The sequence below is a fragment of the Ruegeria profundi genome (assembly GCF_020171505.1).
GTDB classification, from domain to species: Bacteria; Pseudomonadota; Alphaproteobacteria; order Rhodobacterales; family Rhodobacteraceae; genus Ruegeria; species Ruegeria profundi.
The window spans coordinates 247,506-268,428 of sequence record NZ_JAIUZS010000004.1 but is presented as its reverse complement, the minus strand read 5'-3'; the positions used below and the strand labels follow the sequence as shown (position 1 = coordinate 268,428).

Sequence of the window (20,923 nt, the reverse complement as noted above, 5' to 3'; positions counted from 1 at the left end):
TAGCATCAGCTATGTAAAAGTTCATGGATTGGTTTCAGGAAATTGACGGGTATTGTGAACGGCTATCGCCTGACTATTGGGCTGAACCGATCAACGCCGTGACAAACGCAGCTTTTCTGATCGCAGCTTTTGTCATGTGGCGGCGGGTGCGGGGGCAGGGAATGCCGCTGGCGATGGTGTTGGTCGTGATACTGGCTGCTATAGGAGTCGGCAGCTATTTGTTCCACACGCATGCTCAGGTCTGGGCCGCGATGGCGGATGTCGTGCCGATTCTGTTGTACATTCTGGTCTATATATTCGCGATCAACCGCGACGTTGGGCATATGAAACCGGTGACAGCTGGGATCGTGACCAGCCTGTTCATTCCCTATGCCGCAGCAACCGTCCCGTTGTTTCAATACGTTCCGGGGCTTGGCGGATCAGCGGCCTATGCGCCGGTGCCCTTGCTGATCCTGATCTACGCCTTTCTGCTGCGGAATCGCGTGCCAGATACCGCCAGAGGTTTGGCCATCGGTGCTTCGATCCTGATCGCATCGATCACCTTTCGCGCTTTGGACGAACCGATCTGCGCACAGGTGCCACTGGGGACACATTTCATGTGGCACATCCTGAATGCCACTATGCTGGGTTGGATGATCGAGGTTTATCGCAGGCACATGGCCCGCGCGCCTCAGTCCTGAAACGCCGCGGCAAGCTGGTTTGGCAGATCGAACTCAGCCAAAACCCGCGCCCGACCGTCTGCCGACATCTTGCGTGCAGTTTTCTCAACAATTCGCTGGATTTTCTCGGCGGAGTGCTTTTTTGCGAAGGGTGCGAAATACCACTTGAGGAAAACAAAACAGATGACGTCTTCCAGCGCCTGAACATCATCATCGCGTTTGATGCCCTGCTTTCGCAGCATACGTGCGGCAGAGTCGGCCTCTTCCGGCTGTAGCCGGCCTGACTCATCATCTCTGCAATGACTTTGGCATGGTGGACACCCTGCGCCTTGCGCCAGGCCAGGTATCCCGCGCGACCGTCGGGATATTCGCTGCGCGCCAGTTTCCAGCGCTCCACGTGCTGCCCGCGCGCGGCGATCTGCAAAATTTCTGAGGCGTCGGGGAAAACCCTGTCCAGTTCCGCGCTCATTCGCTGACCATAAAGCAGTTCGGCGGGCTGGCCGTCTTCGAGATTAGGGTCTTGCTTATTGACCGCATCTATTGCGTCGAAAACCGCTTGCTTGCGTGCGCTCATATTCCGCTCCGTTGGCTTGCCGGGCTTGAAGCAGTCCGGCTTAGTTTTTCACATCGTAGCGGCGTGTTCTGTCGGATGCAGCAGTCAATTGCATCCTGACCGGGCCAGTGGGGAAATCTGGCCCGGCCGTGTTGTCCCCTTATTTGCCAGTTTTGGCGGAGTCTTGAGTGACCGTTTGTGTGTCGGGCGTCGGGAAAGAAAGGTTAGGGATCAAGTTATGCGTGCTGACGCCAAAGGCCATGGCCGGTGTGCCAAGGACGGTTGCGGTCAAAAGGGCTGCGGTCAGGAAGGATTTCATTGTCTTTCTCCGGGTTTTGGCTGTGCCATGGGTATGAAATGAACAGTACAGTTTAGTATTTCAAGTAGTAAACTGAACTGTTCGGTTTATTTTTGTGTTTAAAGCTTATTCAATTTTGAATGGGTGACCGCCGGTTCCCAGCCCAACGGGGACCACATCCACCCTTGCGCGCTCTTGCGACCGGGCCACCAGACGGGTAAACGCCCCCTAACGCATATGAGGTTTTCCGATGTCGATTGACCAAAGCACTGCCGCCAAGGTGGCCAAACTGGCCCGGATCAAGGTCGAGGATGATGCGCTGCCTGCGCTGGCGTCCGAGTTCAACACCATCCTTGGGTTCATCGAGCAACTGAACGAAGTGGATGTCGAAGGCGTCGAGCCGATGGTTTCAGTCGAGCCGATGCGTCTGAAACGTCGGCAGGATGTGGTGACGGATGGCAACCAGCAGGACAAGGTTCTGGCGAACGCCCCCGACGCCCGCGAAGGCTTTTTCGCAGTCCCCAAAGTGGTGGAGTAAGACATGAGCGATCTGAACAAACTGGGCCTGGCCGAGGCCCGCGACGCGCTGCGCAAGGGTGATGTGACCTCGGTCGAGTTGACAGAATCCTGCCTCACGGCGATTGACGCTGCCGATGCGCTGAATGCCTTCGTTCACAAGACGCCCGAGATTGCTTTGGAACGTGCCAAGGCTGCGGATGAGCGGATCAAGGGAGGTGATGCTCCGTCGATGTGCGGTTTGCCAATCGGCATCAAAGATCTGTTCTGCACCAAGGGCGTGCCGTCGCAAGCGGCCTCGAAGATTCTGGAAGGCTTCAAGCCCGAATACGAATCCACCGTGTCGCAGCAACTGGCCGATGCCGGTGCTGTCATGTTGGGCAAGCTGAACATGGACGAATTCGCCATGGGCTCGTCCAACGAAACATCCGTCTATGGCAACGCGGTCAGCCCGTGGCGCCGTGGCAATGACGACGCGCAACTGACACCGGGCGGCTCGTCCGGTGGTTCGGCTTCGGCTGTTGCCGCTGACCTGTGTCTGGCCGCAACCGGCACCGACACCGGCGGCTCAATCCGTCAGCCTGCTGCCTTCACCGGCATCACAGGTATCAAGCCAACATACGGGCGCTGCTCGCGCTGGGGTATCGTGGCCTTTGCGTCCTCGCTGGATCAGGCCGGGCCGATGACCAAGAACGTGCGTGACGCGGCCATTATGCTTGAGGCGATGTGCGGTCACGATCCCAAAGACTCCACCAGCGCAGAACTGGCTGTCCCGAATTTCGAGGCGATGCTGACTGGTGATATCAACGGCAAGAAAATCGGTATCCCCAAGGAATACCGCATGGACGGCATGCCCGCCGAGATCGAAAAGCTTTGGGCCGATGGCGCGGAGATGCTGAAAGATGCGGGTGCCGAGATCGTCGATATCTCATTGCCGCATACCAAATACGCGCTGCCTGCCTATTACGTGATTGCCCCGGCTGAGGCGTCCTCGAACCTCGCGCGTTATGACGGTGTCCGCTATGGCCGCCGGGCGCAGTTGGCGCAGGGGGACGGCATCACCGAGATGTATGAAAAGACCCGCGCCGAGGGTTTTGGCCACGAAGTGCAGCGCCGCGTGATGATCGGAACCTACGTTCTGTCGGCAGGCTTCTACGATGCCTATTACAACCGGGCGCGCAAGGTGCGGACACTGATCAAAAAGGACTTTGAGGATGTCTTCGCAGCTGGCGTTGATGCGATCCTGACCCCGGCGACGCCATCGGCATCGTTTGGCTTGGGAGAAATGACCGAGGCGGACCCGGTTCAGATGTACCTCAACGACGTATTCACCGTAACGGTGAACCTTGCCGGTTTGCCAGGTGTTTCAGTTCCTGCGGGTCTTGACAAGCAAGGTTTACCCCTTGGCCTGCAGCTGATCGGGCGTCCGTGGGAAGAGGGCGATCTGCTGAACACGGCCTATGCGCTCGAAAACGCCGCCGGATTTGTGGCCAAGCCGGCCAAATGGTGGTAATCCTGACATCAGGCAAGACAACACAAGACGGAGCAGCTGGATGCGCTTTTCGCTTCTGATCCCCGCAATCGGATTGTTGGCCGCCTGTGATACGGTGGCCCCCGTGAGTGGCACGGACTTCAACACGCCCGCCTACCAGGCCCAGCGTGAGGCGCAATTGGCGGGGCAGGGGTTCACTGGAAACCCTCTGCTTGGTCCGGTTGACGTGTCTGAACAGCCGCTTGGAGCACCCGGTGCAGATGGAACGCTGCCAAGCGGTGACAATGCGGATATCGCGTCGGCAACAGCGGCGGCATTGGCCAGCACGTCCGGGCAAGCCACGATCACGCCCGTTGCGTCCCCTGTCGAAGATCCCATCAACACGGGAATATCCGACGAACAGGATTTCGAAGCCGTTTCGGGCCGTCGCACGATTGAGTCGGACGCGGCCCGGATCGAGCAGAATCGCCAGACTTACGAGGTTGTCACACCCACTGCCGTTCCGCAGCGCGGAGCGGAGGGTCAACCCAATATCGTGCAATACGCGCTGGACACGTCGAACCCGGTGGGAACCCAGTTGTACAGCCGTGCAGGGTTCAACCTGCAAGCCAAGGCGCAGCGCAACTGCGCACGGTATCCGTCGCCCGATCAGGCTCAGATTGAGTTCCTGGCAAACGGAGGTCCACAGCGCGATCGCAAGGGTCTTGATCCGGATGGGGATGGATATGCGTGTAGCTGGGATCCAAGCCCGTTCCGCAGTGCCGTCCGCAACTGAACCGCTGAAACCGATCTGGCATCCTTCGCCCAATTTCGGCCCGCGCCGGAACGGTTTGGAGCCGTCAATGGTGGTGCTCCACTATACCGCGATGAACAACGCTCAGGCCGCGCTGGATCGACTTTGTGATCCAACCTACGAGGTCTCGGCCCACTATCTGATCGGTGCGGATGGGACGCTTTGGCAGATGGTCAACGAGGAAGAACGTGCCTGGCACGCGGGTGCGGGAAGTTGGCGTGGGCGAACCGATATCAATTCGCGTTCCATTGGGATTGAGCTTGATAACCGCGGAGATCATCCGTTCTCCGAGCCGCAAATGACGGTGCTTGAGAAATTGCTCGTTGAAATTATGACGAGATGGCACATCAAACCCGATGCCGTAATCGGCCATTCCGACATTGCGCCGAGTCGAAAGAAAGATCCCGGTTGGAAGTTCGACTGGCAAAGATTGGCGCGCGCCAACCTGTCGGTTTGGCCAGAGGTCAACGCATCAGAGGCCGTTGAAGGGTACGCTACACCAGAGCGACTAGAGGAGTTTGGGAACGAGCTTGCCCGCTTTGGTTATACTGTCGACGGTCTGCCGTCTCTGTCATTGCTGGATGCGTTTTGCCAGAGATTTGCCCCAGCATTCCGGGGCTTCGGTCCGGATAAGCTGGCAATGGCGCGTGAACTTGGCGCACGTTTTGGCGTTGACCGGCTGAAAGATGAGGCATAATTGATCCCTCGCGCGGAGGGCCGGATGGCCGCTGGGGCGTCAGCCCGAGAGGAAAGTCCGGACTCCACAAGACAACGGTGCCGGGTAACGCCCGGGCGGGGCAACCCGACGGAAAGCGCCACAGAAATCAAACCGCCTTGGGTTTCGGCCCGGGGTAAGGGTGAAACGGTGGGGTAAGAGCCCACCGCGCCGCTGGCAACAGCGGCGGCACGGCAAGCCCCACCGGGAGCAATGCCAAATAGGGTCCCCGCGCGGGCTGGTCGGCGCGAGCCGATACCGCCGCTAAGCGCGTCTTGGCCGAGAGGGACCGGGTTGGCAGCTTGAGCCGCGCAGCAATGCACGGCCTAGAGGAATGGTCATTGAAGGGGGCAACCCCGGAACAAGATCCGGCTTACAGGCCCTCCGCGCGTATTTCCTGATCAGCGACCCGGTGGCGTGTAAGCGCCGGTAAGTTTGGCTGCCTTTTTGGCGATGGCTGCAAAGTCTTTCGCTTTCCAAGCCTGAACAGTCTCGAGCCTCGACACTGCGCCTGATGCGGCAACTGCCATGCCCACAGCGACGGCGTCCGTGCCATCGGGGGCTTCGCTTATGACGACAACATCATTGTCGCCGGTGGTCATATAAAACGCCAGCATCTTGCCCCCCATCTTTTTCAGCAACGCGCGAACGGGCGCAGTGCGGTCTTTGGGTTTTTTCAGCATGCCCCTGACACCCTCTGGCGAATAGGACGCGTAGGTAATGAAGATAGGCATGTTGACCTCCTGTTTCAGTTTGAAGTGGGACCCTTTCTTGGGCCGGGTCCCTTGGCCTGTCCGCGTCTGTCAACCAACGGCGGTTGCCGACCCTGCAATCAACCAGAGGCCCGCTAGGATCAGCACCGCCCCGGTCAGCGGGACCAGCCACCGCGCGCGCGGCAGCAGCTTTTCAAGCGCGACATAGATAGCGATTCCAACAATCCAGTAGAGGTTCATCACGCCGCCTACGAACAGAAGAAGCATCAGCGCCCAGCAACACCCCAGGCAATACGCGCCATGCAGCGCACCTGTGCGAAACGCGCCATAGGGTCCGGGGCGGTTGTGTTCGGCCAGAAACCGTGCAGGGCTGCGGCAATGACGTAGGCAAGCAGATTTCAGACTGGACAGCTGGTACAGCCCAGCAGCGATCAGCACACATCCCGCAAAGACCTCCGACCGGATGGTCATCATCGGCCCATCTGACAATCCGATCAGTTCCAGCCCCCACTGACCTGCTGTTGCGATGGCACTGAACACACCCCAGGCCACCAGATAGCCTGCCAGAAAATACAGGCTGAGCCTTGTGGCGCGCGCCGCATCTGGTCCGACGCGTTTAAGAGCTGTGAACAACAGCACAGTTGGTGCCGCGCTGGGTGTCATCATTGCAATCATCATGACCCACCACATCAGGAAGATCAGGATGGTATAGGTCGGTGTCCAATGAACCTCGGACGCCATCCGCATCGGGTTGCCGACGGGTCCGGCCATCCTGGTCATGTCGATGGCGGTCATGTTCATGCCGATGCCCGCAATCGTGTACCAGCAAGCCCCCAGAATGATCACTGCAACGCAGATCAGTACAATGCCGCTGTCGCGTCGCAGCACTCGGTCCACTACACCGGTGCGGGGTGGGGTCGTTTCCATGTCAGCGCCGGATCAAGCGCCAAGAACGCCGTGACCTGATAAGTTGAGATGCGCCAAATGCGCATGCGTCGCATCAAAGGTCAGGCTGATCGCACCACCTGTCGTTTTGGCACTGCCCGAGGCAGCTTCGGCATGGCGGTATTCGAATCCGTTGGGCAGGTGGATTGAGGCGCGGTGCGGCATGCCAGAAACGATATGTGGGATTGGGCTGACCTCGACATCGAAAACGCCTGAGACCTTGGCGTATCCCGTGCGCTCGTCCCGATTCCAGTCAAGTTCGATCGGAACATACAGCGTTTCATGCTTGGTCGGTGCCATGGCGCTGAAGACGTACCACATGGTTGCCATCTCGTCGGTGTCTTCACCTTTCATGATGGCCTCGATCGCCGCGCGCTGGTCGGTGCTGGCGCCTTCGTCCACGATCAACTGCATCTGGCCATTGCCTTCATGGATTGGTCCCGGCCAGTGGTAGACTCCGGCAGCCCTCACCCCGGCAAGATCGGTGTCGCCATAATGACCGGTCTTGATATCGAACACGACAACCGCTTCGCAATTGCCGTGGGATGGAAGAACACTGAATTGACACGGGCAACCGAAGTTGCAGTTGCAATTGGCAAGTTCTTCGCCCTGAATTTCCCATTCGGTCATGATAGCCCCCAAAACATGCATTAACACTCTGCTGACAGAGGTGTTTGCCTGTCTGTGATGCCTCCGGACCGAACCCCAACAAGGTTTTTCTGGCCAAAAACTCATACGAACCTACCATGATTTCGCAGCCCGTTCAAATTTCGGGGCCAATATGTGCGGGAAAGTGCTTGTTTGCAGGCTGATTTTCGAAATCCCCGCCGCGCAGCCATGTTTCGGATAGTCTGATCTGGATGTCTAAAACCCCCTATCGTGGGCGAAGATTGGAAATCTAGGTTCAGTTTCATCCGCTGGGATGAGTTAAGATACTTTAAAAGTCGGGAGGATTGTCATGAGTTTTATGAAAGCGCTTGCCTCGGTTGCTGTTGGATTTGCTGCCGCGAAGGGGTTGGAGAAATACAAGCAAATGGGCGGCATGGCTGGTTTGCAAGACATGATGCAAGGGTCGGGAGGGGGCTTTGGCATGGATCAGCTTGGCAAAATGGCCGAGCAATTCGGAATGCCCGGTGGGGCCGCTGGTCTGCAGGACATGATGGGAAAACTGGGCATGACGAACACTGCGGGCGCGGCCGGGTTGGGTGGGCTCATGAACGCCATGCAAAGTGCCGCCAAGACCGGAAGCCAGCAAACGGTGGACATGATGGAAACTGTTTTCAAGGGCACACCGGGCGGTGCTGTCATGGAAGAGCAGGCCAAGCTGATGCTGCGCGCGATGATTCAGGCTGCCAAGGCAGATGGGGAATTGGACGCGCATGAAAAGGAAACAATCCTGGCAGAGCTGGGTGACGACATCAGCGCCGAAGAGCGCGCTTTTGTGCAAGAGCAACTGAGCGCCCCGATTGATGTGATGGGCCTTGCCGCTGATTCCGGAGCACCCATGAAGACTCAGATCTATGCCACCTCGTTGGCGGCGATTCGTCTGGATAATGAGGCCGAGGCATCCTACCTGAAGCAACTGGCCGGGGCCTTGGGCCTGTCAGAGGCTGAACGCGATCAGATTCATGCCTATATGGGGGCGCCATCCCTGCCTGCGTAACATCAGTCCACCTTACCCTGCGCAGAGGGTGCAATACCTCTTGACACGAGCGGTGTAGCGCGTAAAAGCGCACGCTCATAGGAATTCAACCGAAAGGCCCCTGCCTTTTCGGACGCAGGAGATAACCATGGCGAAGCCGACGACAATCAAGATCCGTCTGAACTCGACCGCGGGCACGGGCCACTTCTACGTGACCAAGAAAAACGCGCGCACCATGACCGAGAAAATGACCATTCGTAAATACGATCCGGTTGTTCGGAAGCATGTCGAGTACAAGGAAGGCAAGATTAAGTAATCTGCCGCCTATCTTGGACAGTTCCAAAGGGTCCTGCTTCGGCTGGACCCTTTTTCTTTGTTTGCGACGCAGCACCGGTCTGGTCGGTTTGCGAATTACTCCGTTGCAACGAAGCATCAGCGGGTAAACCAATCGGGGTTGCCATGGGTTGCTTTTTAGAAGGGCTTGCCCCTACGGTTCAACAACTCGTTCCAAAATGTTGGCCGTCATGAAAAAAATCTTGTTATCCACAGTGACCATTCTGGCCCTTGCGGCTTGTGAAGACCCGTATAACCGTGAAGGTATCGGTTTCACCGGGATCGATGGTGAGCCGCGCACTTTGGCAGATGTGCCCGGGGCGGTTGCCTTCCTTCCCCCTGCAACAAACGTACCCGCAGAACTGGCGGCTTTGCCCACGATTGCAGTGACGACGGATCAGGTTGAGGCCGAGAAGGTTGCCAGGGTCGCGATCGACAATGGTGGTCGCAGCGACACCAACTCGGTTGTTCTGACCGGCCAAGACACCAACCTTTTCCTAAGCACGGTCAGCGTGAACGGCGCCCTCTATGGCGTTTTGCGCACCGAGAGCAACAGCACGCGCGTCGATAACAGGATTGGTTCGGGCTTTGGCCGCAATGCCGAACAGTTCACCGGTTGCCTGCCAGCGGGGGAAGTCTTCCGCAAAGGCTCGTCCAGCAGCAGCTCGGGTTTTGCCGTATTGTTGGACTGTAGCTAAAGTCGTTTTTTTTCTTGTGACATTGGCCTCGTCCAAGCGGACGGGGCCTTTTTTGTTCGAGCAGTGGATGCTTTGTCGCGTACAAATCAACATGCTTATTTCACAAAAAAGGCGGGTCGTTGTCGACCCGCCCGCTATCCACTATGCGCAGTAAGCGCTATTCTTGCTGCCCCATGAACATCAGCAGGAACTGGAACATGTTCAGGAACGAGATGTACAGGCTCAGCGCGCCATCAATGGCAGCTTTGTCCAGCCATTCCTGATCACCGTGGGTTACGTGTGCAACGTAGGTGTTCTTGATGTCCTGTGTGTAGAACGCGGTCAGACCGGCGAAGATCAGCAGACCAATGGCCGAGATCGCCAGCATCATCGGGCCCGATTGCAGGAACAGGTTGATGACCATAGCAACCAGCAAGCCGATGACACCCATGATCAAGAATGTACCCATACCGCTCAGGTCGCGCTTGGTGGTGTAGCCAAACAGGCTGAGACCCGCGAAGGCGATGGCCGTCACCAGGAAGGTCTGCGTGATCGAGTAGGGGGTAAAGATCATGAAGATCGAGCTCATCGACACGCCCATTACAGCGGCGAAGATGAAAAAGCCCAGTTGGACCGCCGCCGCAGAGCCGCGCCGCATCAAAGCGCCCCAGCCAAACAGCAGGAAACCAAGCGGAGCGAACATCACGACCCATTTCAGCGGCGACAAGAACAGAGCGCCGCCCAAGCTGGTCAGGTAACGGTCTGCACCGATTTGCGCCACGGCATTGGTTGGGTCAGAGGTTACGGCGAGTCCGGCGATAGCCCACGCCGCAAGCGCAGTGATCAACATGCCCACGGACATCGTGCCGTAGACTTTATTCATATGGGCGCGTAGGCCCTCGTCAATCTGGGCAGCGCGCGCACCGGCCGCCGTCCGGATTGTGTCAAATTGTGCCATATAAGGGTCTCCCTTCACATATTTCTTTTCGTGGTCTGAAAATCAAACCCCGTTCCCCGCAAATATCGGCAACTGCGGGCAATGTTTCAAGGCTTTAGCGGCGGAATCCGCCCAAAATCAGGCAACAAAAAATGGCGACCTTTGGGTGCAGGCCGCCATTTGATGAAAAAAGATGAATTTTGGAGTCATTTTTGCCAGTATTCCGGTGCATCCCATACTGGGCGAGCGGCCTCGGCCCTCGCTTGTTCGCGCGTGATTCCAATGTCTTCCAATGCTCTGTCGTCCAGCTTGGCGAGGGTACGGCGCTGATGGCGCAGCGCAAGCGCATCCCACAACAGAGACGGGCCAAAACCACGATGCGGCGGACGCGGTCTGTGAATTGCAATATGGGGCATAATCTTTGTCCTTTCATCTGCATTCGATGAGTTCCTTGCTTCTCATCAAATTCCTTGATTTATATGGCGCGACATGACACATTTTAAAAATGAATGTTTATGAAGTGATCCATAAGGATTCGTGAAGATGCGAAATTTGGACATTACCACCTTGCGGTCATTTGTGGCGGTTGCGGATCAGGGCGGCGTGACGCGCGCGGCTGGATTCCTGCACCTGACCCAATCCGCCGTTTCGATGCAGTTGAAACGGTTGGAGGAGCTTTTGGGGCTTGAGTTGTTGGACCGCAGCGGTCGAACCATCGCGCTGACCGCGTCCGGAGAACAACTCTTGGCTTATGCCCGTCGCATGATTGCGCTGAATGATGAGGTGATCGCGAAGCTGACTGACCAGGCGTATGAAGGGGAAGTCGTTCTAGGTGTGCCGCACGATATCGTTTATCCCGCGATCCCTCGTGTCTTGCAACGCTTCAACGTGGATTTCCCTCGGGTGCGGGTGCAGCTGGTATCTTCCTACTCGCTTCAATTGAAAGAAATGTACAAACGCGGCGAATGCGATCTGATCCTGACGACCGAGGCCAACAGCAATGAGGCGGCGGAAACTGTTGCCCAGCTACCTTTGCGCTGGATAGGGGCGCCGGGTGGGTCGGCGTGGCGAAAACGGCCGATCCCAATTGCCATGGGTCGCCGCTGCATGTTCCGGCCGCAGGTTATCGCGGCGCTGGATGAGGCTGGCATCCCGTGGGAGTTAGCGGTGGAAACCGAAAATGACCGGACCATCGAGGCCACCGTGGCCGCTGACCTTGCCGTTCACGCCGTGTTGGACGGAACCGAAGCTGCGCATCTGGTCCAGATTGACGATGGCGGCGCGTTGCCCAAGCTGCCCGCGCATGTGATCAACCTGTACGGAGGGGACTCTGGCCGCGGTCCTTTGCTTGAGGCGCTGGCGACCTTAGTCCGCCAGAACTTCCGCATGCTGGGTAGTTCTCCGCTGAAGGCCGTCGCAGGTTAGGGCGTAATCACAACCTTGCCGGTCGCTTTGCGATCCCGCAGCAATTGCAGGCCTTTCTCGGTCTCTGACAGCGGTAGTACATGGCTAATATGGGGCTTGATCCGCCCCTCGGCGCACCAGCGAAACAGCGTTTCAAAACTGTGCCGCACGATCTGAGGGCGGAAGGTCAAATAACCGCCGATGTAAAACCCAATGACGGTCAGGTTTTTGACCAACAGATGATTGGCGGGGATTTGCGGCACGTCTCCACCCGCAAAGCCGATTGGCAGCAAGCGACCTTCGGGGTTGGTGGCGCGGAAGGCCGCCTTGAAAACGTCGCCGCCGATGGCATCATAGACCACATCTGCTCCGCCCAACTCTTTGACGCGCGTGCGCAGGTCCTCAGATGCGTCAATCAAGTGATCGGCACCAGCGGCTTTAGCGACGGCCAGTTTATCCGCGCCTCGGGCCTGCGCTATCACGGTCGCGCCCATCAGCTTGCCGATCTCGACAGCCGTTAGCCCGACACCACCCGCCGCACCTGTGACCAGCAAGGTTTCCCCGGCTTGCAGACGGGCGCGGTGATCCAGAGCAAGGTGACTGGTGCCATAAGCGATCTGGATGGCAGCAGCCTCTTCAAAGCTCACGGCATCAGGCAATGGAATCGCGCGTTCGGCGTCAAAAACGCCATACTCCGCCAGACCGCCCTGGCCGGCATATACCGCAGTCCGATCTCCGGCTTTCAGATGCGCAACGCCGGGTCCGATGGCATCGACCACGCCAGCCACCTCCATCCCCTGCGTGAACGGAGCGGGGGGAGTATCCTGATACGTCCCTTTCTGCATCAGCAGATCAGCGAAGTTCAAACCACAGGCTTTGATTGCAACCCGCACCTGACCAACCTGCGGGTGGGGCAGGTCGATTTCGCAAAGCCTGGGTGCCTCGCCTTTGGTAGCAATTCGATACGCCAGCATACGCGTGCTCCTGTCACTGTTCGCAATGGTTCGTGCGGTTTGGGGAATGTCAATCACTTCCTCTTGGGGCTTGAAAAGTCGGCCCGGCCAGACGTGGAAGCTGCCCTGACGGAAACCACGTGCAACATGTCAATCTGACACAACCGCAGTCCTTTGTTCCCCAAAACAGATTCAACCTTCTTGAAAAAAAACCTAAAAAGCGCAATATTGTGTGAAGTTCTAATTTGGGGGGCATCGTCCTGATTAGGGATTGGTAGAGTGCGGCTTGCTAGTGTTGCGGTAGTGGATGCATGTCGCACGCCCGAATTGGTTGTGTGTTTAGTTAGAGGAGAATACCAATGACCCATCACGTCGATGTCCATGTGGGCAAGCGCGTCCGGCATCGCCGCTGGCTGATTGGCATGACCCAACAGCAGTTGGCGCAACAGGTTGGTATCAAGTTTCAACAAATTCAAAAATATGAAACCGGGGCCAACCGGATCAGCGCGTCACGCCTGTGGGACATTGCCGAAGCCTTGGATGTGCCCGTCAGCTTTTTCTTCGAGGGCCTTGAAGAGCCTGAGAAAGACGCGTCCGGAAAGAAATCGGTTCCAGCGGATCTAATGGGCGACAAAGAGGCATTGGATCTCGTGCGCTCTTACTATGCGATTCCCGAAAATCAACGCCGCCGCCTGTTCGAACTGGCACGGGTTCTTAGCGACGTTGCATAAGCGAACAGGGTTGACTCTGCTGCGCGCGGGCCGCACGGGTAGCGCATGCATGAGACCACTCTGACCGATTTGGAAGTTGCGGAAGAAATGGCCGACGCTGCGCGGGCGGCCATTCTGCCGTTTTTCAGGCAATCGAACATCGAAACAGTCAACAAGCTGTCAAAAGGCTTTGATCCGGTCACGGTCGCTGATCGCAATGCCGAGAAAGCGATGCGCGATGTCTTGGCCTTGCACCGCCCTGATGACGGTATCTTCGGGGAAGAGTTTGGTCGGGTCGAGGGCACCTCTGGCCGGACTTGGGTTTTGGACCCGATCGACGGCACGCGCGGGTTTATCAGCGGCACCCCCACCTGGGGCGTTCTTATTGCGCTCAGCACCCGTGAAGGCCCTGTGATGGGTGTCATTGATCAGCCCTACATCGGTGAGCGTTTTGTTGGATCTGCCGACATCGCCGTAGCAACCGGCCCGGCAGGGTCGATGTCATTGAAAACCCGTCCGACGCTAAACCTGGACGAGGCCATTCTTTTCACCACCTTCCCTGAAGTTGGCACGGCTGACGAGCGCTCAGGCTTCGAAGCCGTTGCACAAAGGGTGCGGCTGACGAGATATGGAATGGATTGTTACGCCTATGCTCTGTTGGCAGCAGGGCAGGTGGATCTTGTGATCGAAGCTGGCCTGAACGCCTATGACATTCATGCGCCGATTGCCGTGATCCATTCTGCAGGCGGTATCGTCACTGATTGGCAGGGCGGTCCGGCCCATGAAGGCGGGCGCGTGCTTGCCGCAGCGAACGCAAGCCTCCACGCGGCTGCGCTGGCACTATTGCGCGACGCCTGAAACTGGTTGCCCGGTTTGGGCTGGTCGAATATGATCCAACTGGCTGGTTCTTACGTCCGTTTTCCGCCAGCCCTTGCCATCTTGCACGAAACGGGCTGTTGCAAGGGGCCGGAAATGACCGAAATCCTGATCAAAAATGCAGACACCATCCTGACGATGGACGACACGCGCCGCGAGTTGTCCAACGCAGACATCCTGATCCGCGACGGGCGGATCGACAAGGTGGGCCAAGGTCTGCGCACAACGGGCGAAGTCCATGACGCTGCCGGCTGCGTGGTGACGCCGGGTCTGGTGAATACCCATCACCACCTGTACCAAACCCTTACGCGTGCTGTTCCCGGTGGGCAAGACGCACTGTTGTTCGGCTGGTTGAAAACGCTTTACCCCATTTGGTCACGTTTCGGGCCTGAAGAAATGTTCGTTTCGGCCCAGATTGGCCTGGCCGAGCTGGCGTTGTCCGGTTGCACGCTCAGTTCCGATCATCTGTACCTGTATCCCAATGGTGCCCGGTTGGATGATACGATTGCCGCCGCAGCCGAGATTGGCTTGCGGTTTCATCCGACACGCGGCGCGATGAGCATAGGTGAGAGCGATGGCGGCTTGCCCCCGGATGCGTTGGCTGAGGCTGAAGAAGCAATCTTGGATGACATGATCCGCGTGGTTGATGCGTTTCATGACCCGTCTGACGGCGCAATGTGCCGGGTTGGTTTAGCGCCGTGTTCCCCGTTCTCGGTCAGTCGCGAGTTGATGCGCGATGCGGCCGTTCTGGCGCGGGACAAGGGTGTTATGCTGCACACTCACCTTGCCGAGAATGACGAGGATGTCGCCTATTCGCAGGCGCAGTTCGGATGTCGGCCGGGACAATATGCCGAAGAGTTGGGGTGGACCGGTTCAGACGTATGGCACGCCCATTGCGTCAAACTGGACGGGGCCGAAATCGACTTGTTCGCCAGAACGCAGACTGGCGTCGCCCATTGCCCGTGTTCGAATTGCCGTCTGGGGTCGGGTGTTGCACCGGTTCGAACCATGCGCGACCATGGTGTGCCGGTTGGACTGGGTGCGGATGGTTCGGCAAGCAATGACAACGGCAGTCTCATCCTCGAAGCAAGGCAGGCGATGCTGCTTCAGCGTGTTGTGAATGGTGCCGACGCGATGTCGTCGCGGGAAGCGTTGGAAATTGCGACACGCGGCGGGGCCGATGTGCTAAACCGCCCTGATTGCGGGCGACTGGAGCCGGGGAAACGCGCCGACATAGCCATCTGGGATACACGTTGCGTTGAAAGCGCGGGCAGTTGGGACCCGGCGGCGCTATTGCTTGCCGGGCCAATGAAGGTGAAGCACCTGTTTGTCGAAGGTCGCCAGATCGTGCGTGACGGGCAGATAGCAACGATAGACCTGCCAAAAACGGTTGAACGCCAAAACACTCTGGCCCGCGCGCTTCAACACTAGGGGCGATTTGTCGTCCCGGCCAAGCGGCTGGCCCATGTCCTGCCTGCAAAGCAAGATGCCATGTGACCTGCGAGTTCTGGCCATACTTGCCGTGGTTTTTGGGAAACGGCGCGCTTCATGGTATCTTTCTGCTCTGTAGTGATGGTGTGGTTAGATGTTTTTACGAGTTCTTTTAGTGAATGCCGCTGTTGTAACTGTTTTGGCCCACGGAATAGCGTGGGCCGATCCGAAACCAAGGGGCGCGAAAGCGGCAGACCCCAATAGGGTTGTCGAACTGTATCGGGGCAAAACGCAAATCTGGAACGTCTGCGGGGGCGGTTTGTACTACGGAACAAACGGTCAAGCGAGCGCATGGTGCAGAAAGCACAAACACATCGTGGCCCTTGGGACATGGCGAGTTGACCGCAACGCGCGCGTTTGCCGTGAAATCATATGGCACTGGCCTGAAGGTGAGTCCATACGTTCAAAATCAGACGGTGTTGTTTGCATCGAACATGTGGTCGCCCCGGATGGGTCTATCTGGCGCAGTTGGCCAGATGAATCCGAGTGGTGGTCGATGTCTGGCGACAGAGGCCTTCTGAAGGGCGACAGGTTCAAATCACAGAAGAAACGAAGGGCCCGAAAAATGGGGCTAAAGCTATAGCCTAGCGGCCTGGACGACGCCACGCTTTACAGTGTGACGCGTTCTCCGCCGATCCAAACGGCAGCGATAGCGCGGTCACCACCCATCATGATGGTCGGAAAAATCGCCTCCCACAGGTCCTCCGCACAGGCTTCGCGCTGGGCGATGGCGGGGGTTGAGGCAAGGTCAAGGGCGATCAGATCAGCCTCCATCCCCGGTGCGACGTTGCCAATGCAATCATCCAAGCGCAGGGACCGTGCTGATCCGACAGTTCCCAGCCACAACAATTGCGCAGCGTGCAGCGGTGCCCCGCGCAATTGTCCGATCTCATAGGCCGCCGCCATTGTGCGCAGCATCGAAAAGCTCGACCCGCCACCGGTATCCGTTGCCAGCCCAACCCGGTGTCCGTCGCGCATCAGCCCGTCCATGTCGAAAAGGCCCGAGCCGATGAAGGTGTTCGAGGTCGGGCAGTGGATCAGCGCGGCGTCAACCTCGCGCAAGCGATGACGCTCACGCGCCTCAAGGTGGATGACGTGGCCGTAAACGCCATTTGGACCCAGAAGGCCAAATTTCTCGTAGGTGTCGAGGTAATCCCGTGCCTCTGGAAACAGCTCGCGAACCCATGAGATTTCATCGGTTTGCTCGCTCAGATGGGTTTGCATAAGGCAATGAGGATGCTCGGCCCAAAGCGCGCCCATCGCCTCAAGCTGTTCTGGCGTCGAGGTGGGCGAAAAGCGTGGCGTAATGGCGTAAGACAGGCGGTCGATGCCGTGCCATTTCTCAAGCAAGGCTGCGGATTGGTCATAACCCGTTTGCGCGGTGTCCCGCAGACCTTCGGGCGCGTTGCGGTCCATGCAGGTTTTGCCCGCGACGACACGCTGATTGCGGTGCTGAGCAGCCGTAAAAAAAGCGTCGACGCTTTCGGGGTGAATGGTGCAGAAGCTGCACATTGTCGTGGTGCCGTGGGCCGCTGTCAGGTCTAGGTAACGGGTGGCGATTTCAGAGGCATAGTCAGGATCGCCAAACTTCATCTCTTCGGGGAAGGTATAGGTGTTCAGCCAGTCGATCAGGCGCTTGCCCCAGCTGGCGATCATGGCGGTTTGCGGGTAATGTACATGGGCATCCACGAAACCGGCCATGATCACGTGCGAGCTCTGGTCCACAACGGTTGCGTCTGGATGGGCAGCGCGTAGACTGGCGATATCAGCAACTGCGGATATGCGGCCGTCCTCGATCAGAACCGCCTCGTGGATTTTTACGGCTTCGGTTGGTTCACCTTCGAAAGGGGACCCCGTAAAGCTTAGAACGCGCCCTTTCAGCAGCGTTTTTTGCGCCATTTTTCGTCATCTCCGCCTGTATGGGACTGCGAAACAGCATAGGCTTGCGAAACCTGCCGGTAAATCGGTGCATTGTCATTGTTTTCCGGTAGCTGCTTCCTCTAATTAGGGGGCAATGACCGAAGAAACGGGGGCGGACATGACGACAGGCTTTGAAAAACCCGCAACCGAGTCCGCCAGTGACGAGGCCGCCTACGCATTGGATCGGCGGACCGTGGCGGCCATTCTATACGCGGTCGATGTAGACGACCGCGACAAGCTGGTCGAACTGATGGAGCCGCTGCACCCGGCCGACATTGCTGACCTGCTGGAACAGATCAACGCCTACGACCGCGCCCGCCTGATTCGTCTGTACGACAAGGAATTCGACGGTGACATCCTGTCAGAGCTGGATGAAGCCATTCGCGAAGAAGTCATCGGTGTTCTGCGCCCGGACGTTCTGGCCGACGCCGTGCGCGAGATGGAAAGCGACGACGTTGTCGACCTGCTGGAGGATCTCGAGGAACCGCAACAAGAAGCGATCCTGCGCGCGCTGGAGGATTCCGAGAGGGTCGCGGCCGAGCAGGCGCTTTCATACCCCGAGAATTCGGCCGGTCGACTTATGCAGCGCGAGGTGGTCATGGCCCCCGAGCATTGGTCGGTCGGACAGGCCATCGACTTCATGCGCGCAAATGATGATCTGCCTGAGCAGTTTTATCACGTCGTCCTGGTGGACCCGAGACTGAAACCCATCGCGCAGGTCACGCTGGGCAAGTTGATGGCCACACGGCGCGAGGTTGCATTGCGGGACATCGCCGAAGATGAGTTTCACACAATTCCCGTCGACCAGGACGAGGAAGACGTGGCCTATGCCTTCAATCAGTATCACCTGATTTCAGCCCCCGTGGTGGACGCTGATGGGCGATTAGTCGGCGTGATCACAATCGACGATGCGATGGTCGTTCTAGATGAAGAGCACGAAGAGGACATCCTACGCCTTGCGGGTGTGAGCGACGATAGCTCGATCTCGGACAGCGTAGCAGCAACCAGTCGTCGGCGTCTGCCTTGGCTGGCCGTGAACTTATGCACGGCGATTTGCGCCTCGCTAGTGATTTCCCAATTTGAGGCGTCGATTGATCAGTTGGTGGCGCTGGCCGTTTTAATGCCGATCGTGGCGTCGATGGGCGGCAATGCGGGAACACAGTCGCTGACGGTTGCGGTGCGCGCATTGGCAACGCGTGACCTGACGGGCGCAAACGTATTGCGCGTGATCCGCAGGGAGTTGCTGGTTGGGATGCTGAACGGGATTTGTTTTGCAATCGTGATGGGCGTGGTTGGCATGCTTTGGTTCCACTCTCCGCTGCTGGGTGTCGTGATAGGGGCCGCCTTGGTCGTAAATATGATCATCGCGGGTTTCGTTGGTACGGTAATACCTGTGGTGCTGGACCGCCTGGGTGCTGACCCTGCGCTTGCGTCTGGTACCTTTGTGACGACCACAACGGATGTCATGGGGTTCTTCTTGTTCCTTGGGCTTGCCAGCGTGGTACTCTTGTGACCGATATGACTGTAATCAAGGCGGCCGCGCGCAAGGCGGCCTTTGCGCGCCGGAAAGCCGCGTTTGACGCGCACCCGCCCGGCGCGGCAGGCCGTTTGTCCGAGGTGCTGGCAGGGCATCGGGGCGTGCCGCTGTCCGGCTACATGCCGATCCGCACCGAGATCGATCCGCTGGCCGCGATGGCCGAAGCTTCGGCTTATGGACCCGTTGGCGTGCCGGTGATTCAGGCAGCGGGTCAGCCTTTGAAGTTTTCCCGCTGGACGCCCGAAGGCATCCTGAAAGACGGCCCGTTCGGGGCAAAGATCCCCGAAGTTGATGACTATTTCGATCCCGAAATTCTGATCGTCCCGTTGGTCGCGTTTGATACGCAGGGCGGGCGGCTGGGCTATGGCGGCGGTTTCTATGACCGAACGCTGGAAGGTTTGCGCGCCAAGCGGCCCACGCTGGCAATCGGGTTTGCCTTTGACGCACAAGAGTCGGACGGGCTACCCCTTGAGCCTACGGATCAACCGCTGGACATGGTCGTTACTGAAAGTAGGGTTCTGACCTTTCCTGCCTGATCTATTCAGCCCGGGTTGTTTTCGCGGAAATACTCCCATGCATCAACTTCGCGCCCATCGGACAGGATGCATACGCCTGACTGCCCGTTCTCGCCGTCGCGGATTTCGTATTGCGCGCCGCTTTCGACGCAGAACGTAGCGGCAGGGTTTGCCAATTCGGCGGTTGTATTGGGGGGCGGAGTGTCATCGCAGGCTGCGAGTGTAGTCAGTCCAATCAAGGCTATCAGGGTGCGGCTCATCAAGAATCTTCCTTCAATTCACTTTGGCGGTTTGTACAGGCAGCTTAAGCGCTTGTACTCGGTTAATGCCACACGTAGGACAGGCGGAATGAGAATACTATTTCTGGGTGACGTCATGGGTCGTGCGGGACGCGCGGCCGTTCAACAGCATCTGCCGCGTCTGCGCGATGAATGGCGGCTGGATTTCGTTGTCGTCAATGGTGAGAATGCATCAAACGGCATGGGTCTGACCGGCGATCACGCCAAGCTGTTGCTGGACGCAGGCGCAGATTGCCTGACGCTGGGTGATCACGCATTCGACCAGAAGGACATGCTGCAATTCATCGAGAATGAGCCCCGGATTGTGCGCCCGGTGAATTTTGCCAAGAGCGCACCGGGGCGGGGGCATCGCCTGTATACTGCGCCGGGTGGGCGCAAGGTTCTGGTAGTGCAGGTGCTGGGGCAGGTCTTTATGAAGCGGCCCTTCGATGATCCGTTCTCGGCGATAGAACCGATCCTGAAATCCCACCCACGCGGCGGTCAGGCGCAGGCGATCATCGTTGACATGCATTGCGAAGCGACGTCCGAGAAGATGGCCATGGGGCACTATTGCGATAAACGCGCCAGCCTTGTCGTGGGCACCCATACCCACATACCGACGGCGGATGCGCAGATATTGAACGGTGGTACGGCCTATCTGACAGATGCCGGGATGTGCGGCGATTATGACTCGATCATCGGGATGGACAAGGTCGAACCAATGCGCCGTTTCATCACCGGCATGCCCAAGGCACGGTTCTCTCCTGCTGATGGCGAGGCGACGCTGAGCGGCGTGTTCGTCGAGACCGATGATCGTGATGGGCAGGCAAAATCCGTACAGATGGTGCGTGTGGGCGGGCGTTTGCAAGAGACAAGACTGCAATAGGGTCACGTCAGGCTTGCTCTGTCGCGTGCAATGCGTGAAACTGCCCGATGGGCGCGTAAGCCTGACTAGGGTTCGGACAG

General features: G+C 58.1%; 25 protein-coding genes, 1 other RNA gene and 1 pseudogene. 17 read left to right on the top strand and 10 right to left on the bottom strand.

Features of this window, described 5'->3' with window-relative positions; genetic code table 11:
* Positions 1–23 precede the first annotated feature (23 nt).
* Entirely contained in the window at positions 24–680 is a 657-nt protein-coding gene (locus LCM21_RS11660; RefSeq protein ID WP_224890758.1) for a ceramidase domain-containing protein, read from the top strand.
* Here the strand turns inward: LCM21_RS11660 and LCM21_RS11655 are convergent.
* Together LCM21_RS11655 and LCM21_RS11650 are read right to left on the bottom strand one after the other, a co-directional pair.
* Positions 671–1,233: pseudogene (locus tag LCM21_RS11655) on the bottom strand (DUF4202 domain-containing protein). The gene LCM21_RS11660 and the pseudogene LCM21_RS11655 sit on opposite strands and share 10 nt — an antisense overlap.
* Before the next feature lie 139 nt (positions 1,234–1,372).
* The gene (locus tag LCM21_RS11650; RefSeq protein WP_224890757.1) at positions 1,373–1,531 is read right to left on the bottom strand and encodes a hypothetical protein; all 159 of its coding nucleotides are present in this window, start codon (positions 1,529–1,531) and stop codon (positions 1,373–1,375) included.
* 229 nt (positions 1,532–1,760) lie between these two features.
* On the opposite strand from LCM21_RS11650, the gene gatC reads away from it, so the two are divergent.
* The 5 genes from gatC (at position 1,761) to rnpB (ending at position 5,418) form a co-directional block, all read left to right on the top strand.
* Positions 1,761–2,048 (top strand): Asp-tRNA(Asn)/Glu-tRNA(Gln) amidotransferase subunit GatC, encoded by a 288-nt coding sequence (gatC, locus tag LCM21_RS11645; protein WP_068335936.1) that lies wholly within the window; start codon positions 1,761–1,763, stop codon positions 2,046–2,048.
* Between the two features lie 3 nt (positions 2,049–2,051).
* Positions 2,052–3,539: an Asp-tRNA(Asn)/Glu-tRNA(Gln) amidotransferase subunit GatA gene (gene gatA, locus LCM21_RS11640; RefSeq protein WP_224890756.1), complete on the top strand. Its 1,488-nt coding sequence runs from the start codon at positions 2,052–2,054 to the stop codon at positions 3,537–3,539.
* A gap of 40 nt (positions 3,540–3,579) precedes the next feature.
* Positions 3,580–4,293 carry a hypothetical protein gene (locus LCM21_RS11635; RefSeq protein ID WP_224890755.1) on the top strand — a complete coding sequence of 238 codons (714 nt, stop codon included), beginning with the start codon at positions 3,580–3,582 and terminating at the stop codon, positions 4,291–4,293.
* On the top strand, positions 4,244–5,008 hold the full coding sequence (locus LCM21_RS11630) for an N-acetylmuramoyl-L-alanine amidase (protein ID WP_224890754.1): 765 nt from the start codon (positions 4,244–4,246) through the stop codon (positions 5,006–5,008). Before LCM21_RS11635 ends, LCM21_RS11630 begins: the two co-directional genes overlap by 50 nt.
* Before the next feature lie 12 nt (positions 5,009–5,020).
* An RNA gene (gene rnpB, locus LCM21_RS11625) (RNase P RNA component class A) lies at positions 5,021–5,418 on the top strand.
* Between the two features lie 9 nt (positions 5,419–5,427).
* On the opposite strand, the gene LCM21_RS11620 is transcribed toward rnpB, so the two are convergent.
* The 3 genes from LCM21_RS11620 to LCM21_RS11610 form a co-directional block, all read right to left on the bottom strand.
* Entirely contained in the window at positions 5,428–5,760 is a 333-nt protein-coding gene (locus tag LCM21_RS11620) for a GYD domain-containing protein (RefSeq protein WP_068335921.1), read from the bottom strand.
* 69 nt (positions 5,761–5,829) lie between these two features.
* Entirely contained in the window at positions 5,830–6,666 is an 837-nt protein-coding gene (locus tag LCM21_RS11615) for a DUF2182 domain-containing protein (protein ID WP_224890753.1), read from the bottom strand.
* A gap of 12 nt (positions 6,667–6,678) precedes the next feature.
* Complete coding sequence (locus LCM21_RS11610; RefSeq protein WP_068336385.1) at positions 6,679–7,314, bottom strand: DUF1326 domain-containing protein; 636 nt, start codon at positions 7,312–7,314, stop codon at positions 6,679–6,681.
* A 328-nt stretch (positions 7,315–7,642) separates the two neighbouring features.
* Here LCM21_RS11610 and LCM21_RS11605 point away from each other — a divergent pair, with 328 nt between their 5' ends.
* The 3 genes from LCM21_RS11605 (at position 7,643) to LCM21_RS11595 (ending at position 9,357) form a co-directional block, all read left to right on the top strand.
* On the top strand, positions 7,643–8,347 hold the full coding sequence (locus LCM21_RS11605; RefSeq protein ID WP_224890752.1) for a DUF533 domain-containing protein: 705 nt from the start codon (positions 7,643–7,645) through the stop codon (positions 8,345–8,347).
* Between the two features lie 127 nt (positions 8,348–8,474).
* On the top strand, positions 8,475–8,642 hold the full coding sequence (rpmG, locus tag LCM21_RS11600; protein WP_037309480.1) for a 50S ribosomal protein L33: 168 nt from the start codon (positions 8,475–8,477) through the stop codon (positions 8,640–8,642).
* 208 nt (positions 8,643–8,850) lie between these two features.
* Entirely contained in the window at positions 8,851–9,357 is a 507-nt protein-coding gene (locus LCM21_RS11595) for a hypothetical protein (RefSeq protein WP_224890751.1), read from the top strand.
* A gap of 157 nt (positions 9,358–9,514) precedes the next feature.
* On the opposite strand, the gene LCM21_RS11590 is transcribed toward LCM21_RS11595, so the two are convergent.
* On the bottom strand, positions 9,515–10,294 hold the full coding sequence (locus LCM21_RS11590) for a Bax inhibitor-1/YccA family protein (protein WP_224890750.1): 780 nt from the start codon (positions 10,292–10,294) through the stop codon (positions 9,515–9,517).
* Between the two features lie 185 nt (positions 10,295–10,479).
* Entirely contained in the window at positions 10,480–10,689 is a 210-nt protein-coding gene (locus tag LCM21_RS11585; RefSeq protein ID WP_224890749.1) for a DUF1127 domain-containing protein, read from the bottom strand.
* A 127-nt stretch (positions 10,690–10,816) separates the two neighbouring features.
* Here LCM21_RS11585 and LCM21_RS11580 point away from each other — a divergent pair, with 127 nt between their 5' ends.
* Positions 10,817–11,698 carry a LysR family transcriptional regulator gene (locus tag LCM21_RS11580; RefSeq protein WP_224890748.1) on the top strand — a complete coding sequence of 294 codons (882 nt, stop codon included), beginning with the start codon at positions 10,817–10,819 and terminating at the stop codon, positions 11,696–11,698.
* Here LCM21_RS11580 and LCM21_RS11575 read toward each other — a convergent pair.
* Positions 11,695–12,651, bottom strand: a complete 957-nt coding sequence (locus tag LCM21_RS11575; protein WP_224890747.1) for an NADPH:quinone oxidoreductase family protein — start codon at positions 12,649–12,651, stop codon at positions 11,695–11,697. The genes LCM21_RS11580 and LCM21_RS11575 overlap by 4 nt on opposite strands.
* Positions 12,652–12,989: 338 nt before the next feature.
* On the opposite strand from LCM21_RS11575, the gene LCM21_RS11570 reads away from it, so the two are divergent.
* From LCM21_RS11570 to LCM21_RS20865, 4 genes are all read left to right on the top strand, one after another.
* Positions 12,990–13,361 (top strand): helix-turn-helix domain-containing protein, encoded by a 372-nt coding sequence (locus LCM21_RS11570; RefSeq protein ID WP_068335899.1) that lies wholly within the window; start codon positions 12,990–12,992, stop codon positions 13,359–13,361.
* Positions 13,362–13,406: 45 nt separating this feature from the next.
* Positions 13,407–14,198 (top strand): histidinol-phosphatase, encoded by a 792-nt coding sequence (hisN, locus tag LCM21_RS11565; RefSeq protein WP_224890746.1) that lies wholly within the window; start codon positions 13,407–13,409, stop codon positions 14,196–14,198.
* 114 nt (positions 14,199–14,312) lie between these two features.
* Positions 14,313–15,647 carry an 8-oxoguanine deaminase gene (locus tag LCM21_RS11560; protein ID WP_224890745.1) on the top strand — a complete coding sequence of 445 codons (1,335 nt, stop codon included), beginning with the start codon at positions 14,313–14,315 and terminating at the stop codon, positions 15,645–15,647.
* Between the two features lie 154 nt (positions 15,648–15,801).
* Positions 15,802–16,290: a DUF995 domain-containing protein gene (locus tag LCM21_RS20865; RefSeq protein ID WP_224890744.1), complete on the top strand. Its 489-nt coding sequence runs from the start codon at positions 15,802–15,804 to the stop codon at positions 16,288–16,290.
* Between the two features lie 26 nt (positions 16,291–16,316).
* Here the strand turns inward: LCM21_RS20865 and guaD are convergent, their stop codons facing one another.
* Positions 16,317–17,606 carry a guanine deaminase gene (gene guaD, locus LCM21_RS11550; RefSeq protein ID WP_224890743.1) on the bottom strand — a complete coding sequence of 430 codons (1,290 nt, stop codon included), beginning with the start codon at positions 17,604–17,606 and terminating at the stop codon, positions 16,317–16,319.
* A gap of 139 nt (positions 17,607–17,745) precedes the next feature.
* On the opposite strand from guaD, the gene mgtE reads away from it, so the two are divergent.
* Positions 17,746–19,140: a magnesium transporter gene (gene mgtE / locus LCM21_RS11545; RefSeq protein ID WP_224890900.1), complete on the top strand. Its 1,395-nt coding sequence runs from the start codon at positions 17,746–17,748 to the stop codon at positions 19,138–19,140.
* Entirely contained in the window at positions 19,137–19,700 is a 564-nt protein-coding gene (locus tag LCM21_RS11540; protein WP_224890742.1) for a 5-formyltetrahydrofolate cyclo-ligase, read from the top strand. Before mgtE ends, LCM21_RS11540 begins: the two co-directional genes overlap by 4 nt.
* A gap of 5 nt (positions 19,701–19,705) precedes the next feature.
* Here the strand turns inward: LCM21_RS11540 and LCM21_RS11535 are convergent, their stop codons facing one another.
* Positions 19,706–19,939 carry a putative hemolysin gene (locus LCM21_RS11535; RefSeq protein ID WP_224890741.1) on the bottom strand — a complete coding sequence of 78 codons (234 nt, stop codon included), beginning with the start codon at positions 19,937–19,939 and terminating at the stop codon, positions 19,706–19,708.
* A gap of 88 nt (positions 19,940–20,027) precedes the next feature.
* On the opposite strand from LCM21_RS11535, the gene LCM21_RS11530 reads away from it, so the two are divergent.
* Positions 20,028–20,843 carry a TIGR00282 family metallophosphoesterase gene (locus LCM21_RS11530; RefSeq protein ID WP_224890740.1) on the top strand — a complete coding sequence of 272 codons (816 nt, stop codon included), beginning with the start codon at positions 20,028–20,030 and terminating at the stop codon, positions 20,841–20,843.
* The last annotated feature ends 80 nt before the right edge of the window (positions 20,844–20,923 follow it).

Coding starts and splice junctions, on each gene's coding strand:
- LCM21_RS11585 (WP_224890749.1), bottom strand. CDS start 10,689: ATGCCCCATATTGCAATTCACAGACCGCGTCCGCCGCATCGTGGTTTT.
- mgtE (WP_224890900.1), top strand. CDS start 17,746: ATGACGACAGGCTTTGAAAAACCCGCAACCGAGTCCGCCAGTGACGAG.
- LCM21_RS11560 (WP_224890745.1), top strand. CDS start 14,313: ATGACCGAAATCCTGATCAAAAATGCAGACACCATCCTGACGATGGAC.
- LCM21_RS11595 (WP_224890751.1), top strand. CDS start 8,851: ATGAAAAAAATCTTGTTATCCACAGTGACCATTCTGGCCCTTGCGGCT.
- gatC (WP_068335936.1), top strand. CDS start 1,761: ATGTCGATTGACCAAAGCACTGCCGCCAAGGTGGCCAAACTGGCCCGG.
- LCM21_RS11620 (WP_068335921.1), bottom strand. CDS start 5,760: ATGCCTATCTTCATTACCTACGCGTCCTATTCGCCAGAGGGTGTCAGG.
- LCM21_RS11530 (WP_224890740.1), top strand. CDS start 20,028: ATGAGAATACTATTTCTGGGTGACGTCATGGGTCGTGCGGGACGCGCG.
- gatA (WP_224890756.1), top strand. CDS start 2,052: ATGAGCGATCTGAACAAACTGGGCCTGGCCGAGGCCCGCGACGCGCTG.
- LCM21_RS11660 (WP_224890758.1), top strand. CDS start 24: ATGGATTGGTTTCAGGAAATTGACGGGTATTGTGAACGGCTATCGCCT.
- LCM21_RS20865 (WP_224890744.1), top strand. CDS start 15,802: ATGTTTTTACGAGTTCTTTTAGTGAATGCCGCTGTTGTAACTGTTTTG.
- LCM21_RS11610 (WP_068336385.1), bottom strand. CDS start 7,314: ATGACCGAATGGGAAATTCAGGGCGAAGAACTTGCCAATTGCAACTGC.
- LCM21_RS11605 (WP_224890752.1), top strand. CDS start 7,643: ATGAGTTTTATGAAAGCGCTTGCCTCGGTTGCTGTTGGATTTGCTGCC.
- LCM21_RS11590 (WP_224890750.1), bottom strand. CDS start 10,294: ATGGCACAATTTGACACAATCCGGACGGCGGCCGGTGCGCGCGCTGCC.
- LCM21_RS11575 (WP_224890747.1), bottom strand. CDS start 12,651: ATGCTGGCGTATCGAATTGCTACCAAAGGCGAGGCACCCAGGCTTTGC.
- LCM21_RS11650 (WP_224890757.1), bottom strand. CDS start 1,531: ATGAAATCCTTCCTGACCGCAGCCCTTTTGACCGCAACCGTCCTTGGC.
- LCM21_RS11635 (WP_224890755.1), top strand. CDS start 3,580: ATGCGCTTTTCGCTTCTGATCCCCGCAATCGGATTGTTGGCCGCCTGT.
- LCM21_RS11580 (WP_224890748.1), top strand. CDS start 10,817: ATGCGAAATTTGGACATTACCACCTTGCGGTCATTTGTGGCGGTTGCG.
- LCM21_RS11615 (WP_224890753.1), bottom strand. CDS start 6,666: ATGGAAACGACCCCACCCCGCACCGGTGTAGTGGACCGAGTGCTGCGA.
- rpmG (WP_037309480.1), top strand. CDS start 8,475: ATGGCGAAGCCGACGACAATCAAGATCCGTCTGAACTCGACCGCGGGC.
- LCM21_RS11630 (WP_224890754.1), top strand. CDS start 4,244: ATGCGTGTAGCTGGGATCCAAGCCCGTTCCGCAGTGCCGTCCGCAACT.
- hisN (WP_224890746.1), top strand. CDS start 13,407: ATGCATGAGACCACTCTGACCGATTTGGAAGTTGCGGAAGAAATGGCC.
- LCM21_RS11535 (WP_224890741.1), bottom strand. CDS start 19,939: ATGAGCCGCACCCTGATAGCCTTGATTGGACTGACTACACTCGCAGCC.
- LCM21_RS11570 (WP_068335899.1), top strand. CDS start 12,990: ATGACCCATCACGTCGATGTCCATGTGGGCAAGCGCGTCCGGCATCGC.
- guaD (WP_224890743.1), bottom strand. CDS start 17,606: ATGGCGCAAAAAACGCTGCTGAAAGGGCGCGTTCTAAGCTTTACGGGG.